Origin of the sequence: Buchananella hordeovulneris (assembly GCF_001907235.1) — a bacterium.
Classification (GTDB): Bacteria; Actinomycetota; Actinomycetes; order Actinomycetales; family Actinomycetaceae; genus Buchananella; species Buchananella hordeovulneris.
This window is the reverse complement of record NZ_MQVS01000017.1, coordinates 1-19,918: the sequence shown is the minus strand read 5'-3', so window position 1 is coordinate 19,918 and position 19,918 is coordinate 1. Positions and strand designations below refer to the sequence as shown.

The following is a 19,918-nucleotide window of genomic DNA, read 5'->3' as shown; positions in this document are numbered from 1 at the left end:
ACACGGATCGATGCTGCACGGGGACCACCCTGGCGGGCCTGACGCTCATAGACCATCCGCACCGCACGATCACGCAACTCAGGACCGAACTTCTTGGGCATACTCCAATTCTCCTTGCTAAGACACAAAACCAAACCCAGGACGCTTCAATTTCCCATATGGGTCCAGCTGGGTGGGCCGTTGGGTTGACGGGCCTTTCAGGCGGGAGGGCTGATCTGTCGCCACCAGTCTTCGTCACGGTCAGCCGTTTCCAGATAGTCGATCGTCTCGAGGACGTGCGTGACGAAATATTCTGGAAGGCGCACGTCATGATTCAGGACGTAGTGGGCCAGGCCCTCGGGCCACACGAAGCGACCGTCGGTAAACTCTAGGCAGCCGTTGTTACGGCCGCAGAAACGGCAGGCTGAGTAGCCCATGTAACGACGTGCCACCAGGCCGCCTTGTAGATAATCTGCGACGAGTTCGCGCTCCTCTGTGTTCCAAGTTGGGTCGACAAAGTCCTCCGCTGTCGGCCAGCCGGGGCCGGTTAGCGGACCATCCCAGTAGCCGACGAGTGTCAGTCGTTTGGATGGAGCCATCGCCATTCTCCTCCGTCACATATTGTCGATGTGCCACTTTGACTACTGGATCCGACGTCGCCGGGGCCAATGCTCAATCGTGTCAAACAGGTCTACCGTAGGATGATTGGCCGCCAGGGGGAGCGACATGAGGAATCTGTACACGGAGATTGAGCTCGTAGTAGATGCGCTTAGGGCTGCGGGACAGGGCGAGGTTGCGACGCGGGTTGTCGACTTGGTGGAGGCCGGGGCCACAGGTGGCGAGATCCTGATGGGGGTGCGGCATGTGCTCTCCAAGTTCCTGCACGCGGGGGAGGCGCCTGAGCTACAGGCGCAGGTGAGAGAGGTACTGGAACGCATCAATCAGGCTCTGGAACCCCCGTCAATGGCGCAGGGACGGGCACTCATGCCAGGCCTGCATGCTCGGCCCAGAAGTCGGCCAGGCGGTGCGTGCCCGTAGGTGCGCCGACGACGTCGTGGAAAGGGTTGATTCGCTGGCCGTCCACGGGTTTGAACGCCCACATGCGACGGTTGCGGCGACCATCTGCAGTACCTGCGTCATGTCTGAGAAGTAGGCGGGCGGGTCTATGGCCTGCGCGGTCAGGGAGCTGCGGCCAGGCTCTCAACGAATGCGGCCTTGGCGCGCGTCAGCCGCGCCGGGCAGCTGCTGCCGTTGAGTACGTTCGCTTAGCAGAAGGTCCGGGTTCCGGCTCGTTCGGCCTCGCGCAGCACGGCCAGGTTCGCGTCGTGGTCGATGGCCCAGACGTCGGCCTTCTGTGTCGTGACCCCGAGGCAAGAGACGACCTGCTCCACGCCGTCGGCCAGCCCGGCGATCCTCCGGGAATCGGAGATCCAGCCGTCAACGACGCCGTCGAGCGCCGGTGCTGCCCTCCTGTCTCAGGAAGTACTGACCATACAGGTTAGGTATCGGGGGCTGTGTCGGCGCAGTTAGCGGACAGGGCTGGGGGTATCTAAGCGAAGCGTCGGCACCTCACAGTGAGACCATCATGTCCACGGTAATGCCCCTTGCCCGGAGCCGGACACCCGCGGCTGGCAGAGTGCCAGCGCCAGAGTGAAGGCAGTCGCTAAGTCCGAGGTGTCGAGCACGTGGCGGGTGCCGTCCCGCTGCTCGTCCCAAGGAATGTACTCGCGGCTGACAACCTCCTGCCAAGTCGGCACGACTTGCCCGGGCAGGTCCGGGACCCGACTCTCGACACGTCGTCGGTGCTCGTCGGCGTCCGGCAGCACGCACTCGAACACGACGAGAGCAGCGTTCGTCCCGGCTGCCAGTGCGGGCCACATTTGCCGGGTAACGGGCAACGGGTTAACGAGATCGACGACTGCCGTCGTACCGATCGCCAGATTCGCTGCCGCCAACTGCCGCACAATCTCGTAGCCCAGCGGTCCCACGTCAATTCCGGCCTTCACTAGCGGTGTTTCCACGACGTCGACCCGTAGGTATGCGGCTTTAAGGTGGGCGGCGAGTGCGGTCGCCAGCGTGGTCTTCCCCGTTCCGGGCAAGCCGGACACGACGATCAACGTTGACATGTGCTTGACACTACCTGGACCGATGGGAGACGGACCGGCCGAACCCCTATAAACCAGCGCAGGCTTGCGCGCGCGCACCGGTATGAGACTAGGCGCATGATTACCTGTCTGCCTATCATCGTGGGACGCGAGAGCTTACGTGGGGAGAGGTACCGAACGTGCGTGACCTTGGGGGCCTGGTGACGCCGCAGGGTCCGACGCAGTTCGGAAGGATCGCCCGTGGCCCCCGGCGCGAACTACTCGACGATATCGGTTGGCAGGCAGCTCGCGCCTGGGGACTCAATACCGTGGTCGATCTGCGCTGCGATTACGAGGTTGGCGTCCGAGAGGAGGACCCTGGTGCGGCGGTTCCCCAATCGGTGACGATCATCAGTGCCCCTACCGAAGACCACGAGAACACCGAGTTCCAGAAAACTTGTTTTCCCATTCTCGATTCCCCGGCGTACTGGCGACACAACCTGCGGATCCTGCCCGCCATGGTGCGAGCCACGTTAGAGGCCATCGCGGAGGCGACGCCCGGCGTCTTGGTGCACTGCAGCGCTGGCCGGGACCGCACAGGAATGATCACCAGCCTCCTCCTCGCCAACGCCGGGGTGGCGCCGGAAGTTATTGCTGATGACTACGCATTATCGGTGCGGGCCATGGCGGGGATCGCCAGCCACCAGCCGACCCACGATCGACAAGCTGCCTGGAAGCCTGAGCAGGTCGAGGACTGGGTGGAGAAGATCCATCCGTTGGTGGTCGATTTTGCCCAAGACGTCGCCACCCATCTCGACACAATCCAGCTCAGCCATCGGACCAGGGCCAGGCTCAGATCCCTCCTCGTCGCACCGGAGCCAACGCGCTGACTTGTCGCGTGTATGTCGACTGGGTGGGTAGGGGTCGCGGTATTCAGTCCCTGCCGACTGTCTCAAGGCGCTCCTGGCCTTGTTGCCGGGCTGCCCGGCGATGCCGATGATCTCGTGTTTGTCTCGCTGCAGATCGTCCGATCGACCGCAGTGCGCCGATAATTGGACGGGCTGACTCCGACGATGGCGGTGAACTGCCTGGCGGCATGGCCACGGCTGTGCCACCCGACGCGGCTCATGGCGACACCGATTGGAAGGTCGGTCTCTACTAGGAGCTCGGCCAGCCGACGGGCCCGAACGTGAGCCAGGTACCGCATGGGCGGCATCCCGAATCGCTGCGCGAACACCCTGCCCAGTTGTGACACGGAAAGATGGACCAACGCGGCAAGGTCACGGAGTCGCCAGTCTCGTTCTGGAGCTTCTGTGAGTAGGCGTGCCGCCTGCTCTGCGGCCGTTTCACTGGCGCTTAGCTCCGCGGCCCCACTGGTCTCTGCTGTATCTGGACGGGTCTGCCGGTGCCTTGCGATGCTCATCGGCGAAGCCTCCGCGGATGCGACCGCTGCGTCGGCGAACGGCGTACTGGCGGCGAGGAGCCCGTGGTCTTGAACAAATCCACCCATGCTTCAACTGGCATGTCCTTCGGCAGCCCGGTGGAAGGCACGCCGCGGCGTCGCAACCATGCCTGTGCCGCCTGTGGTGAGCCGAGTGAGGTGTGGCGGGCGAGGATCTGAGCTAACCCACGTCCGGGGCCGGTGAAGATGCGGTGGACCAGTGCGTGGAACTGGTGCCGTTGCGCCAAGGGCAGGAGCGGATGCTCGCGGCGGTGGACAGTGAGGATTCCGCCGTCGACTCCCGGACGTGGGGCAAAAGCGCGGGCAGGAACGCGAGTGTGCAGTGTGAACTTGAACCAGGGCGCCCATTGCGCGGTCATCAGCGTAGCGCCGCCAACGCCTGCTCTGCGCCGCGCAACTTCCCACTGCACGAGCACGATTGCATCTGTCCAGGCGGGGGCATGCAGGATGTGGCGCAGCATGGCTGTGGTCTGGTGAAACGGCAGGTTACCGATGAGCACGTACGCAGACGCGGGAAGCTGGTAGGTCAGGAAATCGTCGGCGATGACTTCGACGTGTGGTGGGAGTCGTTCGGCCAAACGTCTTGCGAGCCGGGTGTCGATCTCGACCGCTGTCACTGGTCGCCCGAGCTGGGCCAGCGGGATGGTGAGTGCTCCTTCGCCGGGTCCGATCTCGATGATCGGGCCCTTGGTGGTCGCCACGAGTCGGGTGATCGCGGCAATGGCAGATGGGTCAGTGAGGAAGTTTTGGCCGTGCTCGTGACGGCCGTGTCGATAGGTAGGCACTGTTTGCTCCGTGATTGTTGCGGAGCCGGGCACGCTGAAAGAGCCGCCCGGCCATGATCACCGGGGGCGGGAGCAGCAACGGGGGAGGTGCTCGCCGCCGTTAGCGGCTGCGCAGACGCAGCGAAGCAGTGCCGTAAACAAACATGTCAGCCAGTGTAGGAGCCTCGTCGCCAGGAAATGAGCCGATAATTCCCCGCGCTCGCAAAGATGCGCAGATCCGTATCACTGCAGGCCTGCACGAGTCCCGAGCTCGCCCAGGGCCGCCGGGCCTCCACACCTTCGATTCGCTCCATGAGGGAACTCGGCGAAGCTGCCACGCATTCTGCACCTTAGAGCGGCGACTAATGCTCCAGTGTGCGGTGCCCCAGAGACATTTGCGGGCGCACGAGATAGCCGTCTGGATCCTGCACTAGGAATTGCCGGACGCCAAGCTCTTGCGCCAGGCCGACCCGGTACCACTTCTCCTCTGGTTCCATAAACAGGGCCCAGTTTGCGGCGCGCAGCCGTCGCAGCTGCAGGGACACGTCGGGCACGGAGAGCTCGAAGTTAATCCCGCGCCCTAAAGGTGGGGTCAGGGGCGCTGGTTGCCAGGTTCTTGCGATATCGACCTGATCGAGCATGACGTGTGCGTTCCCTAAGACTAGGTAGGCGAAGCGCTCCTCGGGCCTGTCGTAGAGCACCTCGAAACCCAGCAGGTCGCACCAAAAACGCAAGGAAGCACCGAGATTCGTTACCGTCAGTTCAGGGACCAGAGCAGGAGCATCATGCACGGTAATAGTTTTCCAGTTGAACCCGTGCGGTGGAGGTATTGACTGCCTGGCTTATGAGGGCCGCGCAGAGTGCACGATGCACCGGGAGGGGCTGCTGGTCACCGGCCTGCCCTTGGCGGTAGCTCGATTGGTTGCTGCAGCTCTGTGACCCAGTCGGCTTGGTCGTCGGGGTAGGCCCGAATATAGACTTCGCGGCAGGCGGCAGAGGGGATGAAGCCGCGTTCCACGATTGCCGTGTGAAGTTGCTGCCAGGTGGTCCCGATGCGGTCCATGGAGCCGAGGTGGACGGCGCACAGGGCGGTAACCACGGCGGGCACCGTGACGATTTCAAATCCGGCCCGCGGCTGCCCGTCGTAGGTGTAGCCGACCGTGACCCGCATGCCGCTCTCCGTCGATTCGTAGAGCGCGACTGGATGATCCAGAGCACCGGGCACGTCGCCAATGATGTTGGAGACCGCGTCGAAGGCCGGGCCAACAAAACCGGCGATGTCGGGTTGCTCGGGCAGGAGGGCGGAGTGCGCGGCCAGGCGCAAGGCAGGTAGGGGCTTTTCGATGTACTCGATGGGGGACGTGGTTTTCTCCGTCTCCAGTAGGTGCAGCCGTCTCTCCACGTCAACGAGGCGGGCCTCCGCTACGCGCTGCTCCCGCTCGACCTCCGCCCGCCGCGCCCGCAATCGTTGGGCGAGGAACTCTGTGGAGACTTCCTCGCCGAGCATCGCTGCGATATCGCTCATGCTGAAGTTCAGCCGACGCAGGGCAACGATCTTGTGCAGCTGGCGCAGCTGCGACGGGTCGTAGGAGCGGTGGCCGGTGGTCGCGTCCACGTGAGCGGGCACGAGGAGACCGGCAGCGTCCCAGTGCCGCAGTTGGCGGTGAGTAACTTGCCCGATCTGTGCGAATGTTCCGATAGATAGCATGCGGCCAGTCAATCACCTGCCACAGTGTGAGGAGCAACTCAAGCTGCCGCCCAAACTGGTGATCGGGCATGGGGGTAGTGGCTGCGACACCGCCCAAGACAGCCATGGGGGATCGGGGCCTGTTGCGCGCCCGGAGGGACTCGAACCAGACCGCCCTATTTTGCTAAGGGGGAGCCTCAGCCGCCATATACACCGGATGAGGCGCGTGGGTGAGCAACTAGGGTGGTCAGACGAGCAGGCGGTGCCCGGCCGGGGCGTGGACAGTTGAGGAGGAACCGTGGCGGATACCCAAGCAGCCAGACTCGAACCGGCCGCCAACCGGCAGGAATCTGGCCGCACAGACTCCACTCGGGGCAGCAGACGGGGTGTGATTCTGGTGCTAGGTGGAACGGGGATGCTGCTCCCGGCGGTGCGCCACCTCCTGCGGGAAAGCGAGGAGGTAGTGGTCGCGGCCCGACGCGCCAGCCGCGCCCTATCAGGGGTGGCGGGCAGCGTGGCCGCCATCGACGCCGACTGGAGTCACCCGGCACACTACGCGGAACTCTGCCTGGAAGCCGTCGCGGGCCGGGAAGTGCGCGGCGTGCTCCTCTGGGTGCACCAACCACACCGCGACGCCGTTACGCAGGCGATCGAACCAGTGCTCTCCCAGGCAACTCGAGTTGTGCGGTTGTGGGGAAGTGCCAGCGGTGACCCGCGCGCGAAGGCGCGGGCGTCCTACCGGCCCAGCGTCGGCGACCTGTGTGAGGTGTACTTGGGCAGTGTCGCCGGGCCGGACGGACGGTCCTGGTTGACACACGAGCAGATTTCCCAAGGTGCCCTCACGGCTCTGCGCGGCGATTGCCGGGAGCATGCGGTCGGTGACCTGTCCGTGGCGTAGCGGGCCACGTTTCTCCGGTACTGTCTCCCGGGGCTCTATCACCTGGCCGCGGCACCCGCCGACTTCGTCGATCCCCGCGCCACTGGCTCCCGGGACTATCGGGTAAACGGTGGGCGAGGTTTGCCGTTCCTCGCTAGCGTGAGTGGTTGGGGTCCAACCATGCGCATCAGGTAGCTAAAGATTCGGCTGTGGGACCGAGTGAAGAAGATATTGATACACGGAATTGCTCAGCCGTGGAGGTCTCTGCGGCTAAACACCCAATATCCGAGACCGAAGAGCAGGATTGACAGTCCGCCCAACAGGGCGATGCCTCCCCACCCTCGTCCGGTGCTCAGCGGATCGTCGCCGAAGGCCCAAGAATAGGGCGAGATGTTTGACAGCCACTGCAGTGAGGAACTGGACTTTGACACTGCGTCGAAGGCATAGCTTGTAACTGTGACGGCTGCTCCCGCACCGATGGACCAGCTTGGGCGACCTGACATTGAACCGACAGCCAGCGCGGTGGATCCGGCTACTAAGACCAGACCGCCCCATGCCGCCGTGGTAATGACGATGTTGCCTGCTGCCAATGAGAGTTTGAAGGGGCCGTTCAGGAGGAGGAGCACGATGATAGTCATGGCGCTCAGGGCCAAGATCCGGACGATGAGTGCGATGAAGCTTTCCAGCGCGTATTGCCCACGGCTGATGGCATGGGATAGCGTCAACTCAAGTCGGCCAGAGCTCTCTTCCCCGGCAACCGACTGCGAGCCCCAGATGATGCAAGCTATCGCTGCGAGTAGAAAGCCGATCAGGCCAAAGTAAGTGGCCTGGGTGTAACCCGCACCGGTAGCGATCCGATCGAGACCGAGGGTTCCCGAAATCTGCTTGGGCAGGGAATTGATCATGTCTTTCAGCTGAGGGGACTGAATACTGGGGTAAACGGACAGATACAGGAGCAGAGTCAGCGCTAGTCCAACGCACCATCCGATGAGACCCCAAAGTCCACTACGAAGCTGCCAGCGCAGAATCGGCAGCTTGGTGCGTTCGCTTGGCGCCTGTGTCGTCGCTGTTGTCATGACTGGGTCTCCGTATTCTCGTAGAGTTCCAGGATCGACTCCTCAAGATCGGGCTCCTCGAGGGTCAGGTCGCGAATCGTGTGACGCGCGAGGATCTTCACGACAGAGTCCGGTTCCCCACGCAGGAGGCCCGACACCTGAATCAGCTGGTCTCCGGCCTCACGAACGACCAGATCCGTGAGCTGCACTACTTCTTCGAGTGCTGCCTGCACGCGCTGGGCGTCGGAACCTTCCAACACAGCGCGCAGTCGGGAGGATCCGCGGAGCCGTAGGGAGGTGATATCGCCCTCGGCCACAATGGTGCCGCGAGCAAGCACTGCCGCCGCGTCCGCTGCATGTTGGATCTCTCCCAGGATGTGTGAGCTGAGCAGGACAGTCTGGCCGTTGCCCTGAGCCTCGCGGATCATGCTCAGGAACTCACGCTGCATCAGGGGGTCAAGCCCGCTGGTGGGTTCGTCGAGAATCAGCAGCTCGGGACGGTGCATAAAAGCTTGGATCAGTCCGAGCTTCTGCCGGTTTCCCTTCGATAGGGCGCGAACGGGTCGGTGCAGGTCGAGCTCTAGTCGCTCGGCCAACTCCTGGATCGTGCCGGGTGCGACAGGGCCACTGATGCTGGCGAAGTGCTCCAGTACAGATTCGCCGGAGATGCGTTCGGTGAGCCTGATCTCGCCTGGCAGGTAGCCGATGCGGCGTCGTAACTCTGGCTTCGACATTCTAGGAGCCTCGCCTAGAACAGACACCGTGCCGTCGTCAGGGCGGATGATGTCTACCAGCATCCGAAGAGTCGTGGACTTTCCTGCGCCGTTGGGGCCAATCAGGCCATAAATGCTGCCGCGCTTGACCGTGAGGTCAATGCCGCGAACGGCGTGGACCTTTCCGAATGACTTGCGCAGTCCTCTTGTTTCAATGACTACTTCCATCTGGGGTTCTCCTCTGCTTGTGGCGTCGCCTTCAGTGGGGTTGAGACCCTGCTATTTCACGCAACTAGAGTTGCGCGGATATGGGAGGTATCAGTGGTGACCTGCGAGCGCAGGTGCGGGCGTCCTACCGTACTGGTGTGAGCGGGATGGGGGAGGTCCTGCGTCTTTCATCGGACGAGGATGAGATCCGGTTTCGAGTGTTAGGTAGAAGGACTTAGCTGACGGTGTAGACGGCCACGGCACGTGCTCTATGCGCGAGAGCGAGACGCTTCCCTGGCCTTAAGTTCTTTAAACTTAGCTGGCTAATATCTTAAGGGCAAATTCCGGTTGCGGCGTTTCTGCATCCATCCAATCGTCACAGACTTGCGGACAGCATGGGCTATATCTCGCCCTAGCTTTTCGCCTTTCACTGGGCGGCTTACGGGGCATGTTTCCCTCGCGTTGATTAATGGATTTGCGTGGCTTGCTGGGGGAGAAAAAGTGCTACCTGTTACCTGTGGACAACAGGGTAACACCGTTTGCTGACGTGCGGATGGTTTCGCTGCGTTTAAAATTTCGCTCAACCGGTATTCGCCTCCGGTCTGCTCAGGGATGTTCTTGGTAGTCAGTCAGCCCGATGGTGTTGCCCCACGGATCCTGGAACTCGATCACCCACCCAGTGCGGATACGTTGCGGAGTCGCGGAAAACTCGGCGGCCAGTGCGCGGGCGTCGGCGACCTCGAACCAGACGGTGGCTCCACCGGTGGCGGTGAGACTGTGTTTGAGGCAGAGGCCGGGGCCGCGGTCGCGGGTATGGAGGACGGCGATCGCATCGGTGACAAGAACTGCGGTCAAGCCGACGCGGTCCTGATACCAGGCGGCGGCCGCCGCTACGTCCGGAACCGACACGATCACATTGTCCAGGTGCAATGGTTCAATCACTGGTTTCCTCGTCTTTCTACCGTGCTGGGTGGGATTAGCGGGAGGGCTGGAGGATCTAGGCGGCGCGGAGCTTGGGGGTAGGGCTGCGGCGGTCTGCTTACTCCGCCTAAGAATCCTCGCTCCAGCCCTCCAGCCCGAAGGCGGTCAGGGCCAGTTCGAATCCGCGTCGCATTGCCGCCAAGTCAGCGGGACTCGCCGGGTGTGAGCGCAGCCGCACTGGTCCAATCAGCGGGGTGCGGGCCAGCAGGGAGCGTCCCGCGTCCGTCAGGTGGCACATTCGCCGTCGCCGGTCCGCCGGGTCTGGCGTCACGGCGACCAGGGTGCGGTCCTCTAGACGTTGGATCGCTTGTCCGAGCGAGGCGGGGTGCCAGTCCAGGTCGGTGCGGAGCTGGCGGATCGAGACGGGAGCGCGTTCGTCGATGATTCGCAACAGTGCCAGTTGCGAGCCGGTCACACCCGCGTCGCGCTTAACTTGCGCGTCGAACTTGGCGCGTGCACGTTCCAGGCGCCACCAAGCGCGAATAACCTCCACCGAATCGTTATTTGGCACATAAGAATGGTAGGTGCTTTTGGGCGCCGAGTCGAGCGGTCACGGCTAGTTACCTTCGGCGGGTCGCCCTAGAAAGCTATGGGGGCGCCTCATCCGCCATATACACCGGATGAGGCGCGCTGGTTGACAAATAGGGCGGGGGCCGCGATGAACTGCGCCACGATGCTGCGCACTTCCGCCCCGTGAGCAGCTATGAGGTGGCCGCCGTCGTTGAACATGTGCATGTGGGCGCGGGGGAACCGGGGCAGTGCAGCCTGTGCGCGCTGGTAGGAGGCAAGCTTGTCATCGCGGGCTTGGAGGATGAGTGTTGGGCAGCGGAGCTGCTCGACGGGATAGTCGTCATAGTGGCGTGCCATGTCCGGGTTGTTGATACTCCCGTCGAGGGCTACCCCGTCTCGGCGGGCCGCTGTTGGCAACATGGTGCCCAGGATGTCGCGCGGCATGCCGAGTGCGAGGGGAAAGAACGGGCTGAGCGCAAACATGGCGAAGTCCCGGCACAACCAGCGCGGCGGGCCGAGGCGCTTGGCGGGCTGGTGGGGCCGGGTGGGTTCCGGCAGCGCGGCGGACAGCAGCAGCAAGCCGCGGGTCCGGTCCGGGTAGTCCAACGCGAAACGCAGGGCGGCGGTGCCGCCCGCGGACGCGCCGAGGATGAACGCGGCGGGCACGGCAAGCGCGTCCAATAGCTGGCGCACCTGGGCGGCCTGTGCCCGCGGGGAGTGGTCGGTTGGCACGGGCGTGCCGGGGTATCCGAAGCGTGACGGTGCGATGAGGCGGCAGTGTGGCGCCACTTGCCGCCCGACGTCGAGGCCCTGGTCGTAGCCCCCAAACATTCCGTGGAGCACGACCAGGGGCGGGCCATCCTCCCTGCCGCCCTGCGTGCACGTCACCGGCCCGGTGGGCAGCATCAGCGTGCGCGTCTGGTAACTGGCCAGGCGAATGCGGGCGGCTCGCAGCGTCCGACGGAAGCCGACGGTGGTGGCCAGGCAGGCGCCGCCAACGGTGAGGGCGGCAGCAACGGGGCGCAGATGCGGACTCATGGCCGACTCCGCAATCGGGTAGCGCGAAAATCGCGGATGTGGGCCGCAAGCATTTGCCGGGCCTGCTGTTCGCTGTCTGCCCCGGGAGAGTCGGCGTACTGCAGCAGGAACCAGATCGGGCCGAAGAAGGCCACAGCAGTGGCTTGCGGGTCCAGGCCCGGGCGGAAGTCCTCCGTGGTAAAGAGCGAGGAAAACAGTTCGGTGTGGAAAGTCAAGGGGGCTTCGAGCCAGTAGCCGCGCAGGCGTCGACCGATCTCGGGGTCCCGGTACTGGTTGGTGATGAACAGCCGACGCAGGTCCCGCAATTCGGGGTCGTGCAGCATCGCGTCGAAGAATCCGTGGGCCACCTCGACCAGCCGGTCGGCAGTGATGTCACGGTAACCGGGGGCGGCGGAGGTGGCGGTGATCGACACCTCCAACCCGTCCGCAACCTCCGCGAGGCGGGACTCGGCCCGGGCCAGCAGGGCGTCAAAAATCGCCTGCTTGGAGGAGAAATGCTTGTAGACGGAACTCTCGCGAATGCCGACGTCTTGGGAGAGGGCGCGGATTGAGGTGCCTGCCCAGCCGTGGGTCGAGAACCGGGCGAGGGCGGCGTCTAGCAGCCGATCCCGGGTAAGCGAACGTTCGTTAGCCATGTGGGGAGCTTAACACTCGCCGGGTGGTGGGCGCAGGCGGCGACCCCCGCTGCCGCGGCAACGCCCCGCCCGCCCTCTATGCTTGCGACATGGAACTTACTGGAGAACTGAAGGACGCCATCAACGCCCAGGTAACCCACGAGATCGCCGCGGCCGTCGTCTACCGGCAGCTGTCGCTGGACATGGAGGCCCTGGATCTGCCGGGCATCGCCGCTTGGTTCAAGGCCCAGGCGGAGGAAGAACTCGTGCACGCCGACAAGTTCGCCGCGCACATGCTGGATCGCGGCGCCACCCCGCTGGTCGGGCAGATCGCCGCCCAGACCGCACACGTCGACAACGTGCTGTCCGCCTTCGAAGCGGCCCTGGCCCACGAGCAGAAGGTCTCGGAGCAGATCCGCACCCTGTATCGCCTCGCCCAATCCACCGGCGACATTGATGCCATGCCGCTGCTGAACTGGTTCGTGGAAGAGCAGGTTGAGGAGGAGGCCAGCGTCGGGGCGATCATCTCCCGCGTGAAGCTGATCGGCAACGACGGCAACGGTCTGCTGCGCCTGGACGAGGAACTGGGCGCTCGCGGCTCGGCAGATGCCGAATAGCCTCAGCTGCCCCAAACGCCGGTCCGGTCCCCGCTCCCAAAGGTGCGGGGACCGGACCGGCGTTTTGCGCCCGGGGCCGCCGACGTCGACGGCGACCTAATCCTCGGCCGGGGGCCTGAGGCGCGCCCAGGCGAGGGCAAAGCCGCCCAGGACTCCGGCTACCGCCCAGCAGGCCGCCGTGACACTGTGTTGACTCAGCAGCCCCACAAGCGGATTGACCGCTACGCCGATCAGGCTGCCGCAGGTGGTGACCAGGGAGAGAGTGGTGGCTCGCGTGCGGGCGGGCGCCGCCAGCGTGGCGAGCGCCCCGGCCACCGGGCCGCGCGCCGCCGAGGCAGCGAGCACGACGATGAAGCCGACGACGGTGGCCGCCCCGTGCGGCACCGCCAACAGGCCGAACCCGGCCGCGGTGGCCAGCGTCGTCGCGGCAACGAACGCCGTCGGCGAGCCAAACCGGCGCGCCAACGATTCGGAGACGTGCGACCCGAGCGCCGCCGCGACCTGCGCAAGCGCCAGCACGACGCCGAAGTACTGCAGTGGTATCCCGGTGGCCTGCCAGCGTGGCTGGTTGAGGTAGAAAGCGGCTCCCACCAAAATCCACGGCTGCAACGCCGTCAGCCACAGCACCGGGGTCGCCAGCACCTGCCGGGCGACGGCCAGCAGCGGCACTCGCGCCGCTGGCTCGTCGGCCGCCACCGGGCGCCGCGCGGGCGGCAGCCACAGGACCACCACCGCCCCGAGCGTCTCCGCCCCGGCCGCGGCGACGGCGGGCCAAGTGATGTCGCGGGTCGCCAGCAGGCCCCCGGCCACCCCCGCCACCGCCCCCGCGACGGATTCGAGGGCGCCGAAGTGGCCGAGCACCCCGGTCAGGCGGCGTTCGGACTCGTCGGCCAGCACGCTGGTCAGGTAGGAGCGGTCGGCACCGGAGACTAGGGCGATGGCTAGGCCGCTGAGGATGTTGGTCAGCACGAAGGCGCCGTAGGTGGTGCTGGCGGCGTAGCCAATGGCGGCTGCGGCACCGATGACGTATCCGCTCACCAGCACCAGCCGGTCACTGGTGCGGTCCGCCAGGCGCCCGGTGGGCAGATCGCACACCATAATGCTGACAACCAGCACGGTCTCCAGAGTGAAGATCTGAGGGTAGGTCAACCCGCGGGCCAGCAGGTACAGGGTCGAGACCGGCACCACGAAGGACGCCGACGTCAGGATGGTCGCCACCGCGATCAGCGCCAGGGCACGCTGGCGCCAGAGAAAAGAAATGGTGTTCATGAGGTTCCTGAGGACAGGGACCGCCGAGTAGCCACGGACATGGCCGTCGCACGCACTCGACGGCCGGATCGGACAGGCCAAAGATGCCTCGCACACCGATCGTCTCGATCGGGGCGGGCTGGTCGGATCCGGCTGACCACCTCGCCCAGGGCGAAGCGGTCAGCCTAGTTACCTCGGGCGCTCACACCCCCAGGTTAGCGGCTGTGGCGACAGGTCGGCGGGCCGCCGACACCTGGTGGGCGTGTCGCCTGCGTGGTTTGGGTCCGCGTGTCCGGCAAACTTGGAGCATGAGCATCCCGATTGTGGCGCCTGCCGGGATTATTGCTGCTGGCCGGAGACACTCGGTTGGCTGCAGAAGTGATGGGACGGTGGTGGCTGTCGGCCACGACGGCGCTGGAGAGTGCCAGGTCTCTCGCTGGCGGGAAGTGGTGGCGGTAGCGGCGGGAAATGTACACGCGCACGCGAACACGGGTAGATCCCACACGGTTGGCCTGCGGGCAGACGGCACCGTGATTGCTGTTGGCTGGAACGGGAACGGCCAGTGCGAGGTTGGCTTGTGGACCAAGCTGCAGGCGGTGGCGGCTGGGTGGCGCTACACGTTGGGGGTGCGTAGTGACGGCACCGTGCTCGCTACAGGGCGCAATCGCGAGGGGCAGAGCGAAGTGACTGGCTGGCGGGACATCGTCACTGTTGCTTGCGGAGACTGGCACAGCGTCGGGTTGACGGGTATAGGAACGGCGGTGGGGACCGGTATTAGTCGCTTTGGGCAACTAAAAGTTGCGCACTGGCGGGAACTGGTGGCGGTGGCGGCTGGGACACGGCACACCCTGGGACTGACCACTACCGGCCGCGTCTTAGCGGCGGGCCCGGCAGGAGAAGCAGAAACCTGGCAGGACATAACCCAGATCGCGGCCGGGAGCTATCACAGCGTCGGCTTGGATAGGACAGGACGGGTGCGGGCGACGGGCAGTAACTCCCACGGTCAATGTGAAACCGGAACGTGGCGGGACATTGTGGCGGTGGCAGCCGGCGCCCTGCACACCCTTGGGTTGCGGGCCGACGGTTCCGTGGTGGCGGCGGGGGACAACAGCTGCGGACAGGGGAATGTTGCGAGCTGGGAGCTGGGGCGTACGGTGTTAGCGCCCGCCGTACACCCTCGTTAACTTGCTACTTGTTTGCCCCATAACCTGTCAGGAGTTTTTCGATCACTGCGGACAGCATCTTTGACCTTCTTCTTTTGTAGCCGATTACCTCAGTCGAGACATACTGGATAGTCTCCGGGGGAATCATGTCGACTGCGATCTCCCACACTTTTCCGAGTCGGGGGTTGACGATGCCTATCTTTTCTACTTGTTTGAATTGCGGATGGATCGAGCGCAGCCCCATGAGCCAGTAGATCAGTATCTGAAGAGTGTTTTTAGCTGAGGGCTTGGAGCGCGAGACCTTTACGTCCCACATGCCCCCAGAAGTGACCACATCTCCGTCTCCTTTCCTAATCAATTTCGTGTAGGCCCCTGCAAGGTCGAAGCCGTCCAGTAGCAGGTGATTGGTCTCGAAAAAATGTGACAGGCGCCCTACCATCATCGCAATGTTATTAATTGTGGTGTTGTCGGGGTTAATCCCTTCCACGGGCTTATACGAGCTTGCGCCCGCCCGGTACACTACGTCGAATCCCGTCAGTTTGCAGGCTGCCCGTATCGATGCGTGGGTGAGACCGTCCACCTGGTTGAGTAGTGCATAGGCAGTGTCCTGGCGACCTAGCAAGCGGGCCCCGAGCAGCGAGACCTGAAACGCGTGTCGGCGATCGTGGGAGGTGATGGCGCGACTGAGATAATCCACAGCCATGCCTGTGATGCTGGGGTGAAGATTCTCCTTTTCCAGGACTGGTCCAAAGCTGTCCATCTCCACGCATTGAAAGTCCCGTAGTGGCAGCAGTCCGCCCCGAGGCTGTTTTATCTCTTTTATTCGGCGTGTCACGGTAACCATCGTTGCGCACCTCCTTGTTGCACGCCAGTATCTTAGCGGGAAGAGAGTGGTGGGCTGCAACGGAAGTGTCATTCCTGCTGCTCAATCGATATTTTTGAGCGGCCATCTACGCGTTGGCGTATGAGTAGTAATTTTGCTCTCATTAATCAGAGACTGCTGAGCCACCAATCTCGTCCTAGGTGGCCGCGGGTGGGCCGCGCGCGGCGCTAGCGCCCGCCGCCCAGCCGCGCCGTGAACGCCACCTCGGCCCGCAGCCGAGGGGAGATGTCAGCGGCCGCTAACAACCGGGCGATGTCGGCCCGCTCGGTGGGCGCGGGGGACTGGAACATGCGGTGGGCGCGGTGGCGGGCCCAGGTGGCCAGCCCGGCTGCCCCGAGGTGGGCCAGCGCCGGGTCGGTGGCGGCCAGCAGGTGGGCGCGCACCTCGCTCCAGCCGCGGCGGCTGGCCAGCAGGCGCCACACCCGCCGCCGCACGACGCTGCTCGCTTCCTGCCAGCGTCCGGCCAGGTCGTCCCACCCCCAGCACCCCGTGCCCGCCAGGGCGCGCACTGCCGCCGGAGCCACCGCGCCCGTCAGCAGCGGCCACAGCGCCGCCAGATCCGCGCGGGTGATGCCCACGCGCGTCAGGGCGCGCAGGGCCAGCCGTCGCTCAATGGTGGAGCCGACCCGCAACAACTGGTGCGCCGTGGTCCGCGGGATCGTGCCGCCCGCCTCCAGCAGACCCGCCAGCGCCCGCGGATCGTGCTGCTCCTCCCACCGGGCGCGATACCAGTCGCGCGGCTGCCAGCCCCGTCGCTCCGCCCGGTAGGCGGCCCGACGACGCACCAGAGCGGAGCGGTCCAGCAGCAGCGCCGCGAGCCTGTCGGCGGGCAGCTGATCGTCAGTGACCACCTGCAGGGCCCGGCACCGCCCGACGGCGCGGCGGGCCGTCAGGAGCTGCGGCGCGGCCTGCGGATTCTGGCACACGACCTCCGTCAGCGCCCGGGCCAGCAGCGAGTCGTGCTCCCGCGCCAGCTGCTGCAACGCCTCGGCCGCGCTCATCCCGGCCGTGATTCGGCTGAGAACAGCCCACCGCCGCACCGCCCGCTCCGGGTGCGCCAGGAAACCGGCCCACAACGGCCCGACCAACACGTCGGCGACCAGCTCGGCGTACCGGGCCAGCGCGTCGGCCGCCGTGCGCCGGTGCCGCAGCGCCACCAAAACCGGCACCACCGCTTCCGCCTGGGCCACCGACCGGCGGGCCGCCAGTGCCTCCCAGGCGGCCCGGCGCACCTGCGGCACGTGGTCCGTCGCGCGGAGTGCCAGCAGTCGGTCGGCCGCTGGTCCCGGGCGGGCGGCCAGGGCCTCCACCGCTGCCTGCCGCACCCAGCCGTCGAACTGCATGCTCCAGTACGGCAGCGTCGGCAGGCCCGGATCCAGCTGCGCCAGCACCTGTTCCCGGTCCGGCTGATCGCGGGCCGCGCGCCGCCCGTTGCGCATCCAGCTGTCGATTTCCACCAGCAGCCGCGCGGGCCAGGTCGTTACCGCGGTATCGACGTCGCGCCCGGCCGGATGAAGCAGGAGCGCGGCCTGGCGTTCCAGCAGCGGGCGGGGGATCTCCGTATACATGGCCGCCAGCCTCGCACGGGTCGGCGGCGCCAGCAACGCCTAGCGGGCCTGTCCAACTAGCGCTGCGTCGGGCGGGAGCGTGTCGAGCTTCTCCAGCAGCCGGGCAGCCAACCGGTCAGCCGTCCACGGGCGGTGCCCCACCGTGTGCACCGCGATAGCAAACCGGCCAGGTCGGATCTCCACGTACGCGCCGTGATCCCGGTTTTGTCCGTTGTGCCACCAGCTGTCGCCGACCTGTATCCACCCAGGCATCGAGGGCAGGTGCCGCGCCACCTCGCGGGCGAAATCCGTCAGGCCCGATAGCGGCGACAGCAGTCCGCCGGCCCCCACGAACGGTCCGGTGTCCTGCCATTGTTCGCGCACCCGGCCCCACCGGTCATGCAGCACCGCCACCCGGCCGGGCAGATGCACCGTCGTCACCCTGCCGATTCCCCAGGGACCGAAGATCTTCCGCTGCACCAGCTCCGGCCAGCTCGCCCCCGCCGCGACTTCTAGCGCGCGCGTGAGCACCGCATACCCCAGGTTTGAGTAGGAGAACCGCCCGACGTGTAGCGTCTGGCCGATGCCCAGGCGTGGCACGACGTGGGCATCGAAATAGGCGGGGGTGTACTTGGCCCACGGATTGGCCTGCCAACCGATGTCGGGCGGCACGGCGGGCAAGCCTGAGGTGTGGTCCACCAAGCGGGCCAGGGTCACTTGCGGTGGCAGGGGCGCGGCGGGCAGGTAGTGGGCGACGGGGGCGGCCAGGTCGACGACGCCGGCGGCGGCCAGCAGGTGGGCCAGCGCCGCCGTCACCGGCTTGGTCACTGACCCCCACTCAACCAGGGTTTCCGCGCCGTGCAGCGGGCCGCGTCGCTCCCACACGCGGCCATCCGCCAAGTGCAGCTGCCAGGCCAGGCTGTGCTCCCGCACCCACCAGTTCCGCATCGTCCCCCCTGCCTTCCGCTGCCCCCTAAACGCCCCGGGGTGAGCGCATTCTTGGGGCGTAATCAAGGCGCCGCCCAGCGGCGGTGGGTCGCCGCCACCCAGTAACTTGGTAACTGGCAGGCAAGCTAACACAAGGGGGAGTAGTGCGCGGCACGCGAGCGGTTTGGTGGAGTGGCTGCCTCCTGGCCGCCGTGGCGCTCGGGGGCTGCGCGACGTCGGCGACCCCCCGGGCAGACGAAGCGAGCACCCCCAACCATGTGGGGGTATCAGTGCCGGTGGTTGCCAAACCACTACAGGGAGTGGGCGCCACCTACCGTGGTGCGGCCTACGATGTCCGCCTTGAGCGCGTCTTGCAACGCCCGGCCGACGCAGGCAAGATGCTACACGTCTTGTACACGGTAACTAATCGGGGGCAGCACCCGCTCAGCACCTGCGATCTGGAGCTGGAAGTCAGCGATGAACTGCGGCTAGAGGGCCAGCCGACGGCGGCCGCGACCCCAACAGGCGAGTGCGGCGAGGTGGCGCCCGGCGCATCTGTCCGACTAGAGGGCGACGTGAATCCGCCCGGCGCCGACGAGGACCTCACCATCGGCCTGTTCACCGCTGGGGCCGCAGACCGCTACGTCTCCCTGGCCCATTTCACGGTGCCGGCCGCTGAAATCTCGCCCCTGCCGCAAACCATCGAGCCGGTGAGCGTGCAGGGACGCCTGGTGACCATCACGTACATCGGTCCCGCCCCTGGCTCGGGCACCGACACCCAGATCGACTACACGGTCAAAAACCTCAGCCGCGACACCATCTACCTGTGCCACGGTTTCTGGCCGGTGCTCACCGACGCGCCACTGGAAGACGGGCAACTATCCGTGTGGGGATACCAGCCCAAGGACAACACCTGCAGCTCTTTCGCGCCCGATGAGGTAGGTGAATACTCGCTCACCATTCCTGGGCAGATCCCCGCCGAGGGGCTTGAGTTGAGCATCCAGAGCCCGCCAGCCGACGCCGGGATCATCAAGGAATGGGGCAAGATCAAGGTGCTGCCCGAGCATGTGGCGGGCTATCAGGCCCCCGCTGACCAGTAAGCCCGGCGAACGGTGCTTCCCCGCTCGGCGTGCGCGCAAGCTGTCGGCGCTGGGCGTGCGGTGGTTGCCGCTGTTGTCCCCACTGATCTTATGCGCGGGGCGCCGACCGCCTACTGCCAATGTGGAAAGCGCCCGGTGCGGCGCCGGAAAGTTAGCTAGCTCTCTTTTGGGGGCAATGCTGCCGGTGTGAGCTGGAAAAATTGGGTCCTGGGCGCCCCTTGTCCCCCTCGTCGCTGCCCGCGCATCCCCAATTTTCCGCATGTTTGCAACGATTCGGGCCTCTGTGGCGTAGGTCATGCCATTTCGATTTGACGGTAGGGAAGAATGCCGCGTAATGTTTCCACCTGTCGCCGAGAGCGGTTGGTAAAGCTGCTGGGTGATTGATTTTCCTGGATGTGATGGCGTTTGTTGTTGTGTCTGGGGGCCATCGGGTCGGCTGGTCTCATTTGTTTGGGGTTGGTT

At 65.3% G+C, this 19,918-nt stretch carries 22 protein-coding genes; 6 read left to right on the top strand and 16 right to left on the bottom strand.

The window, feature by feature from the left end; translation table 11 throughout:
• Positions 1–197: 197 nt before the first annotated feature.
• Positions 198–578, bottom strand: a complete 381-nt coding sequence (locus tag BSZ40_RS11005) for a hypothetical protein (RefSeq protein ID WP_073826404.1) — start codon at positions 576–578, stop codon at positions 198–200.
• Between the two features lie 127 nt (positions 579–705).
• Between BSZ40_RS11005 and BSZ40_RS11000 the strand changes: the two genes are divergently transcribed.
• Entirely contained in the window at positions 706–1,017 is a 312-nt protein-coding gene (locus BSZ40_RS11000) for a hypothetical protein (RefSeq protein WP_073826401.1), read from the top strand.
• A gap of 545 nt (positions 1,018–1,562) precedes the next feature.
• Here BSZ40_RS11000 and BSZ40_RS10995 read toward each other — a convergent pair.
• Positions 1,563–2,105 (bottom strand): P-loop nucleotide/nucleoside kinase family protein, encoded by a 543-nt coding sequence (locus BSZ40_RS10995; RefSeq protein ID WP_073826398.1) that lies wholly within the window; start codon positions 2,103–2,105, stop codon positions 1,563–1,565.
• Between the two features lie 104 nt (positions 2,106–2,209).
• On the opposite strand from BSZ40_RS10995, the gene BSZ40_RS10990 reads away from it, so the two are divergent.
• On the top strand, positions 2,210–2,953 hold the full coding sequence (locus tag BSZ40_RS10990; protein ID WP_073826396.1) for a tyrosine-protein phosphatase: 744 nt from the start codon (positions 2,210–2,212) through the stop codon (positions 2,951–2,953).
• 62 nt (positions 2,954–3,015) lie between these two features.
• On the opposite strand, the gene BSZ40_RS12525 is transcribed toward BSZ40_RS10990, so the two are convergent.
• From BSZ40_RS12525 to BSZ40_RS10970, 4 genes are all read right to left on the bottom strand, one after another.
• The gene (locus BSZ40_RS12525; RefSeq protein ID WP_073826393.1) at positions 3,016–3,486 is read right to left on the bottom strand and encodes a helix-turn-helix transcriptional regulator; all 471 of its coding nucleotides are present in this window, start codon (positions 3,484–3,486) and stop codon (positions 3,016–3,018) included.
• Positions 3,483–4,310, bottom strand: coding sequence for a 23S ribosomal RNA methyltransferase Erm (gene erm / locus BSZ40_RS10980; protein ID WP_073826390.1), 828 nt, complete (start codon positions 4,308–4,310; stop codon positions 3,483–3,485). Before erm ends, BSZ40_RS12525 begins: the two co-directional genes overlap by 4 nt.
• A gap of 341 nt (positions 4,311–4,651) precedes the next feature.
• On the bottom strand, positions 4,652–5,080 hold the full coding sequence (locus BSZ40_RS10975; protein WP_073826387.1) for a bleomycin resistance protein: 429 nt from the start codon (positions 5,078–5,080) through the stop codon (positions 4,652–4,654).
• A gap of 98 nt (positions 5,081–5,178) precedes the next feature.
• On the bottom strand, positions 5,179–5,997 hold the full coding sequence (locus tag BSZ40_RS10970) for a MerR family transcriptional regulator (protein ID WP_073826384.1): 819 nt from the start codon (positions 5,995–5,997) through the stop codon (positions 5,179–5,181).
• Positions 5,998–6,364: 367 nt separating this feature from the next.
• Here BSZ40_RS10970 and BSZ40_RS10965 point away from each other — a divergent pair, with 367 nt between their 5' ends.
• Positions 6,365–6,874, top strand: coding sequence for a Rossmann-fold NAD(P)-binding domain-containing protein (locus tag BSZ40_RS10965; protein WP_158020905.1), 510 nt, complete (start codon positions 6,365–6,367; stop codon positions 6,872–6,874).
• A gap of 227 nt (positions 6,875–7,101) precedes the next feature.
• Here the strand turns inward: BSZ40_RS10965 and BSZ40_RS10960 are convergent, their stop codons facing one another.
• From BSZ40_RS10960 to BSZ40_RS10935, 6 genes are all read right to left on the bottom strand, one after another.
• Positions 7,102–7,929 (bottom strand): ABC transporter permease subunit, encoded by an 828-nt coding sequence (locus BSZ40_RS10960; protein ID WP_084542828.1) that lies wholly within the window; start codon positions 7,927–7,929, stop codon positions 7,102–7,104.
• On the bottom strand, positions 7,926–8,849 hold the full coding sequence (locus tag BSZ40_RS10955) for an ABC transporter ATP-binding protein (protein WP_073826379.1): 924 nt from the start codon (positions 8,847–8,849) through the stop codon (positions 7,926–7,928). The genes BSZ40_RS10960 and BSZ40_RS10955 overlap by 4 nt, the downstream gene beginning before the upstream one ends.
• 585 nt (positions 8,850–9,434) lie before the next feature.
• Positions 9,435–9,770, bottom strand: a complete 336-nt coding sequence (locus tag BSZ40_RS10950; RefSeq protein ID WP_073826376.1) for a VOC family protein — start codon at positions 9,768–9,770, stop codon at positions 9,435–9,437.
• A gap of 106 nt (positions 9,771–9,876) precedes the next feature.
• Positions 9,877–10,320 carry a MarR family winged helix-turn-helix transcriptional regulator gene (locus BSZ40_RS10945; RefSeq protein ID WP_073826373.1) on the bottom strand — a complete coding sequence of 148 codons (444 nt, stop codon included), beginning with the start codon at positions 10,318–10,320 and terminating at the stop codon, positions 9,877–9,879.
• Between the two features lie 89 nt (positions 10,321–10,409).
• Positions 10,410–11,357 (bottom strand): alpha/beta fold hydrolase, encoded by a 948-nt coding sequence (locus BSZ40_RS10940; protein ID WP_073826370.1) that lies wholly within the window; start codon positions 11,355–11,357, stop codon positions 10,410–10,412.
• The gene (locus BSZ40_RS10935) at positions 11,354–11,992 is read right to left on the bottom strand and encodes a TetR/AcrR family transcriptional regulator (protein ID WP_073826368.1); all 639 of its coding nucleotides are present in this window, start codon (positions 11,990–11,992) and stop codon (positions 11,354–11,356) included. Before BSZ40_RS10935 ends, BSZ40_RS10940 begins: the two co-directional genes overlap by 4 nt.
• Positions 11,993–12,081: 89 nt before the next feature.
• Here BSZ40_RS10935 and BSZ40_RS10930 point away from each other — a divergent pair, with 89 nt between their 5' ends.
• Entirely contained in the window at positions 12,082–12,588 is a 507-nt protein-coding gene (locus BSZ40_RS10930) for a ferritin (RefSeq protein WP_073826406.1), read from the top strand.
• Positions 12,589–12,684: 96 nt separating this feature from the next.
• Here the strand turns inward: BSZ40_RS10930 and BSZ40_RS10925 are convergent, their stop codons facing one another.
• Entirely contained in the window at positions 12,685–13,857 is a 1,173-nt protein-coding gene (locus tag BSZ40_RS10925; protein ID WP_073826366.1) for an MFS transporter, read from the bottom strand.
• A gap of 287 nt (positions 13,858–14,144) precedes the next feature.
• On the opposite strand from BSZ40_RS10925, the gene BSZ40_RS10920 reads away from it, so the two are divergent.
• On the top strand, positions 14,145–15,020 hold the full coding sequence (locus tag BSZ40_RS10920; RefSeq protein ID WP_073826363.1) for an RCC1 domain-containing protein: 876 nt from the start codon (positions 14,145–14,147) through the stop codon (positions 15,018–15,020).
• A 4-nt stretch (positions 15,021–15,024) separates the two neighbouring features.
• Here the strand turns inward: BSZ40_RS10920 and BSZ40_RS10915 are convergent, their stop codons facing one another.
• The 3 genes from BSZ40_RS10915 to BSZ40_RS10905 form a co-directional block, all read right to left on the bottom strand.
• Entirely contained in the window at positions 15,025–15,843 is an 819-nt protein-coding gene (locus BSZ40_RS10915) for a hypothetical protein (protein ID WP_187343217.1), read from the bottom strand.
• Positions 15,844–16,049: 206 nt separating this feature from the next.
• Positions 16,050–17,450 carry a hypothetical protein gene (locus BSZ40_RS12450; RefSeq protein WP_073826357.1) on the bottom strand — a complete coding sequence of 467 codons (1,401 nt, stop codon included), beginning with the start codon at positions 17,448–17,450 and terminating at the stop codon, positions 16,050–16,052.
• Between the two features lie 39 nt (positions 17,451–17,489).
• Entirely contained in the window at positions 17,490–18,377 is an 888-nt protein-coding gene (locus BSZ40_RS10905; protein WP_073826354.1) for a serine hydrolase domain-containing protein, read from the bottom strand.
• A 143-nt stretch (positions 18,378–18,520) separates the two neighbouring features.
• Here BSZ40_RS10905 and BSZ40_RS10900 point away from each other — a divergent pair, with 143 nt between their 5' ends.
• Positions 18,521–19,456 carry a hypothetical protein gene (locus BSZ40_RS10900; RefSeq protein ID WP_124913285.1) on the top strand — a complete coding sequence of 312 codons (936 nt, stop codon included), beginning with the start codon at positions 18,521–18,523 and terminating at the stop codon, positions 19,454–19,456.
• Positions 19,457–19,918: the final 462 nt, after the last annotated feature.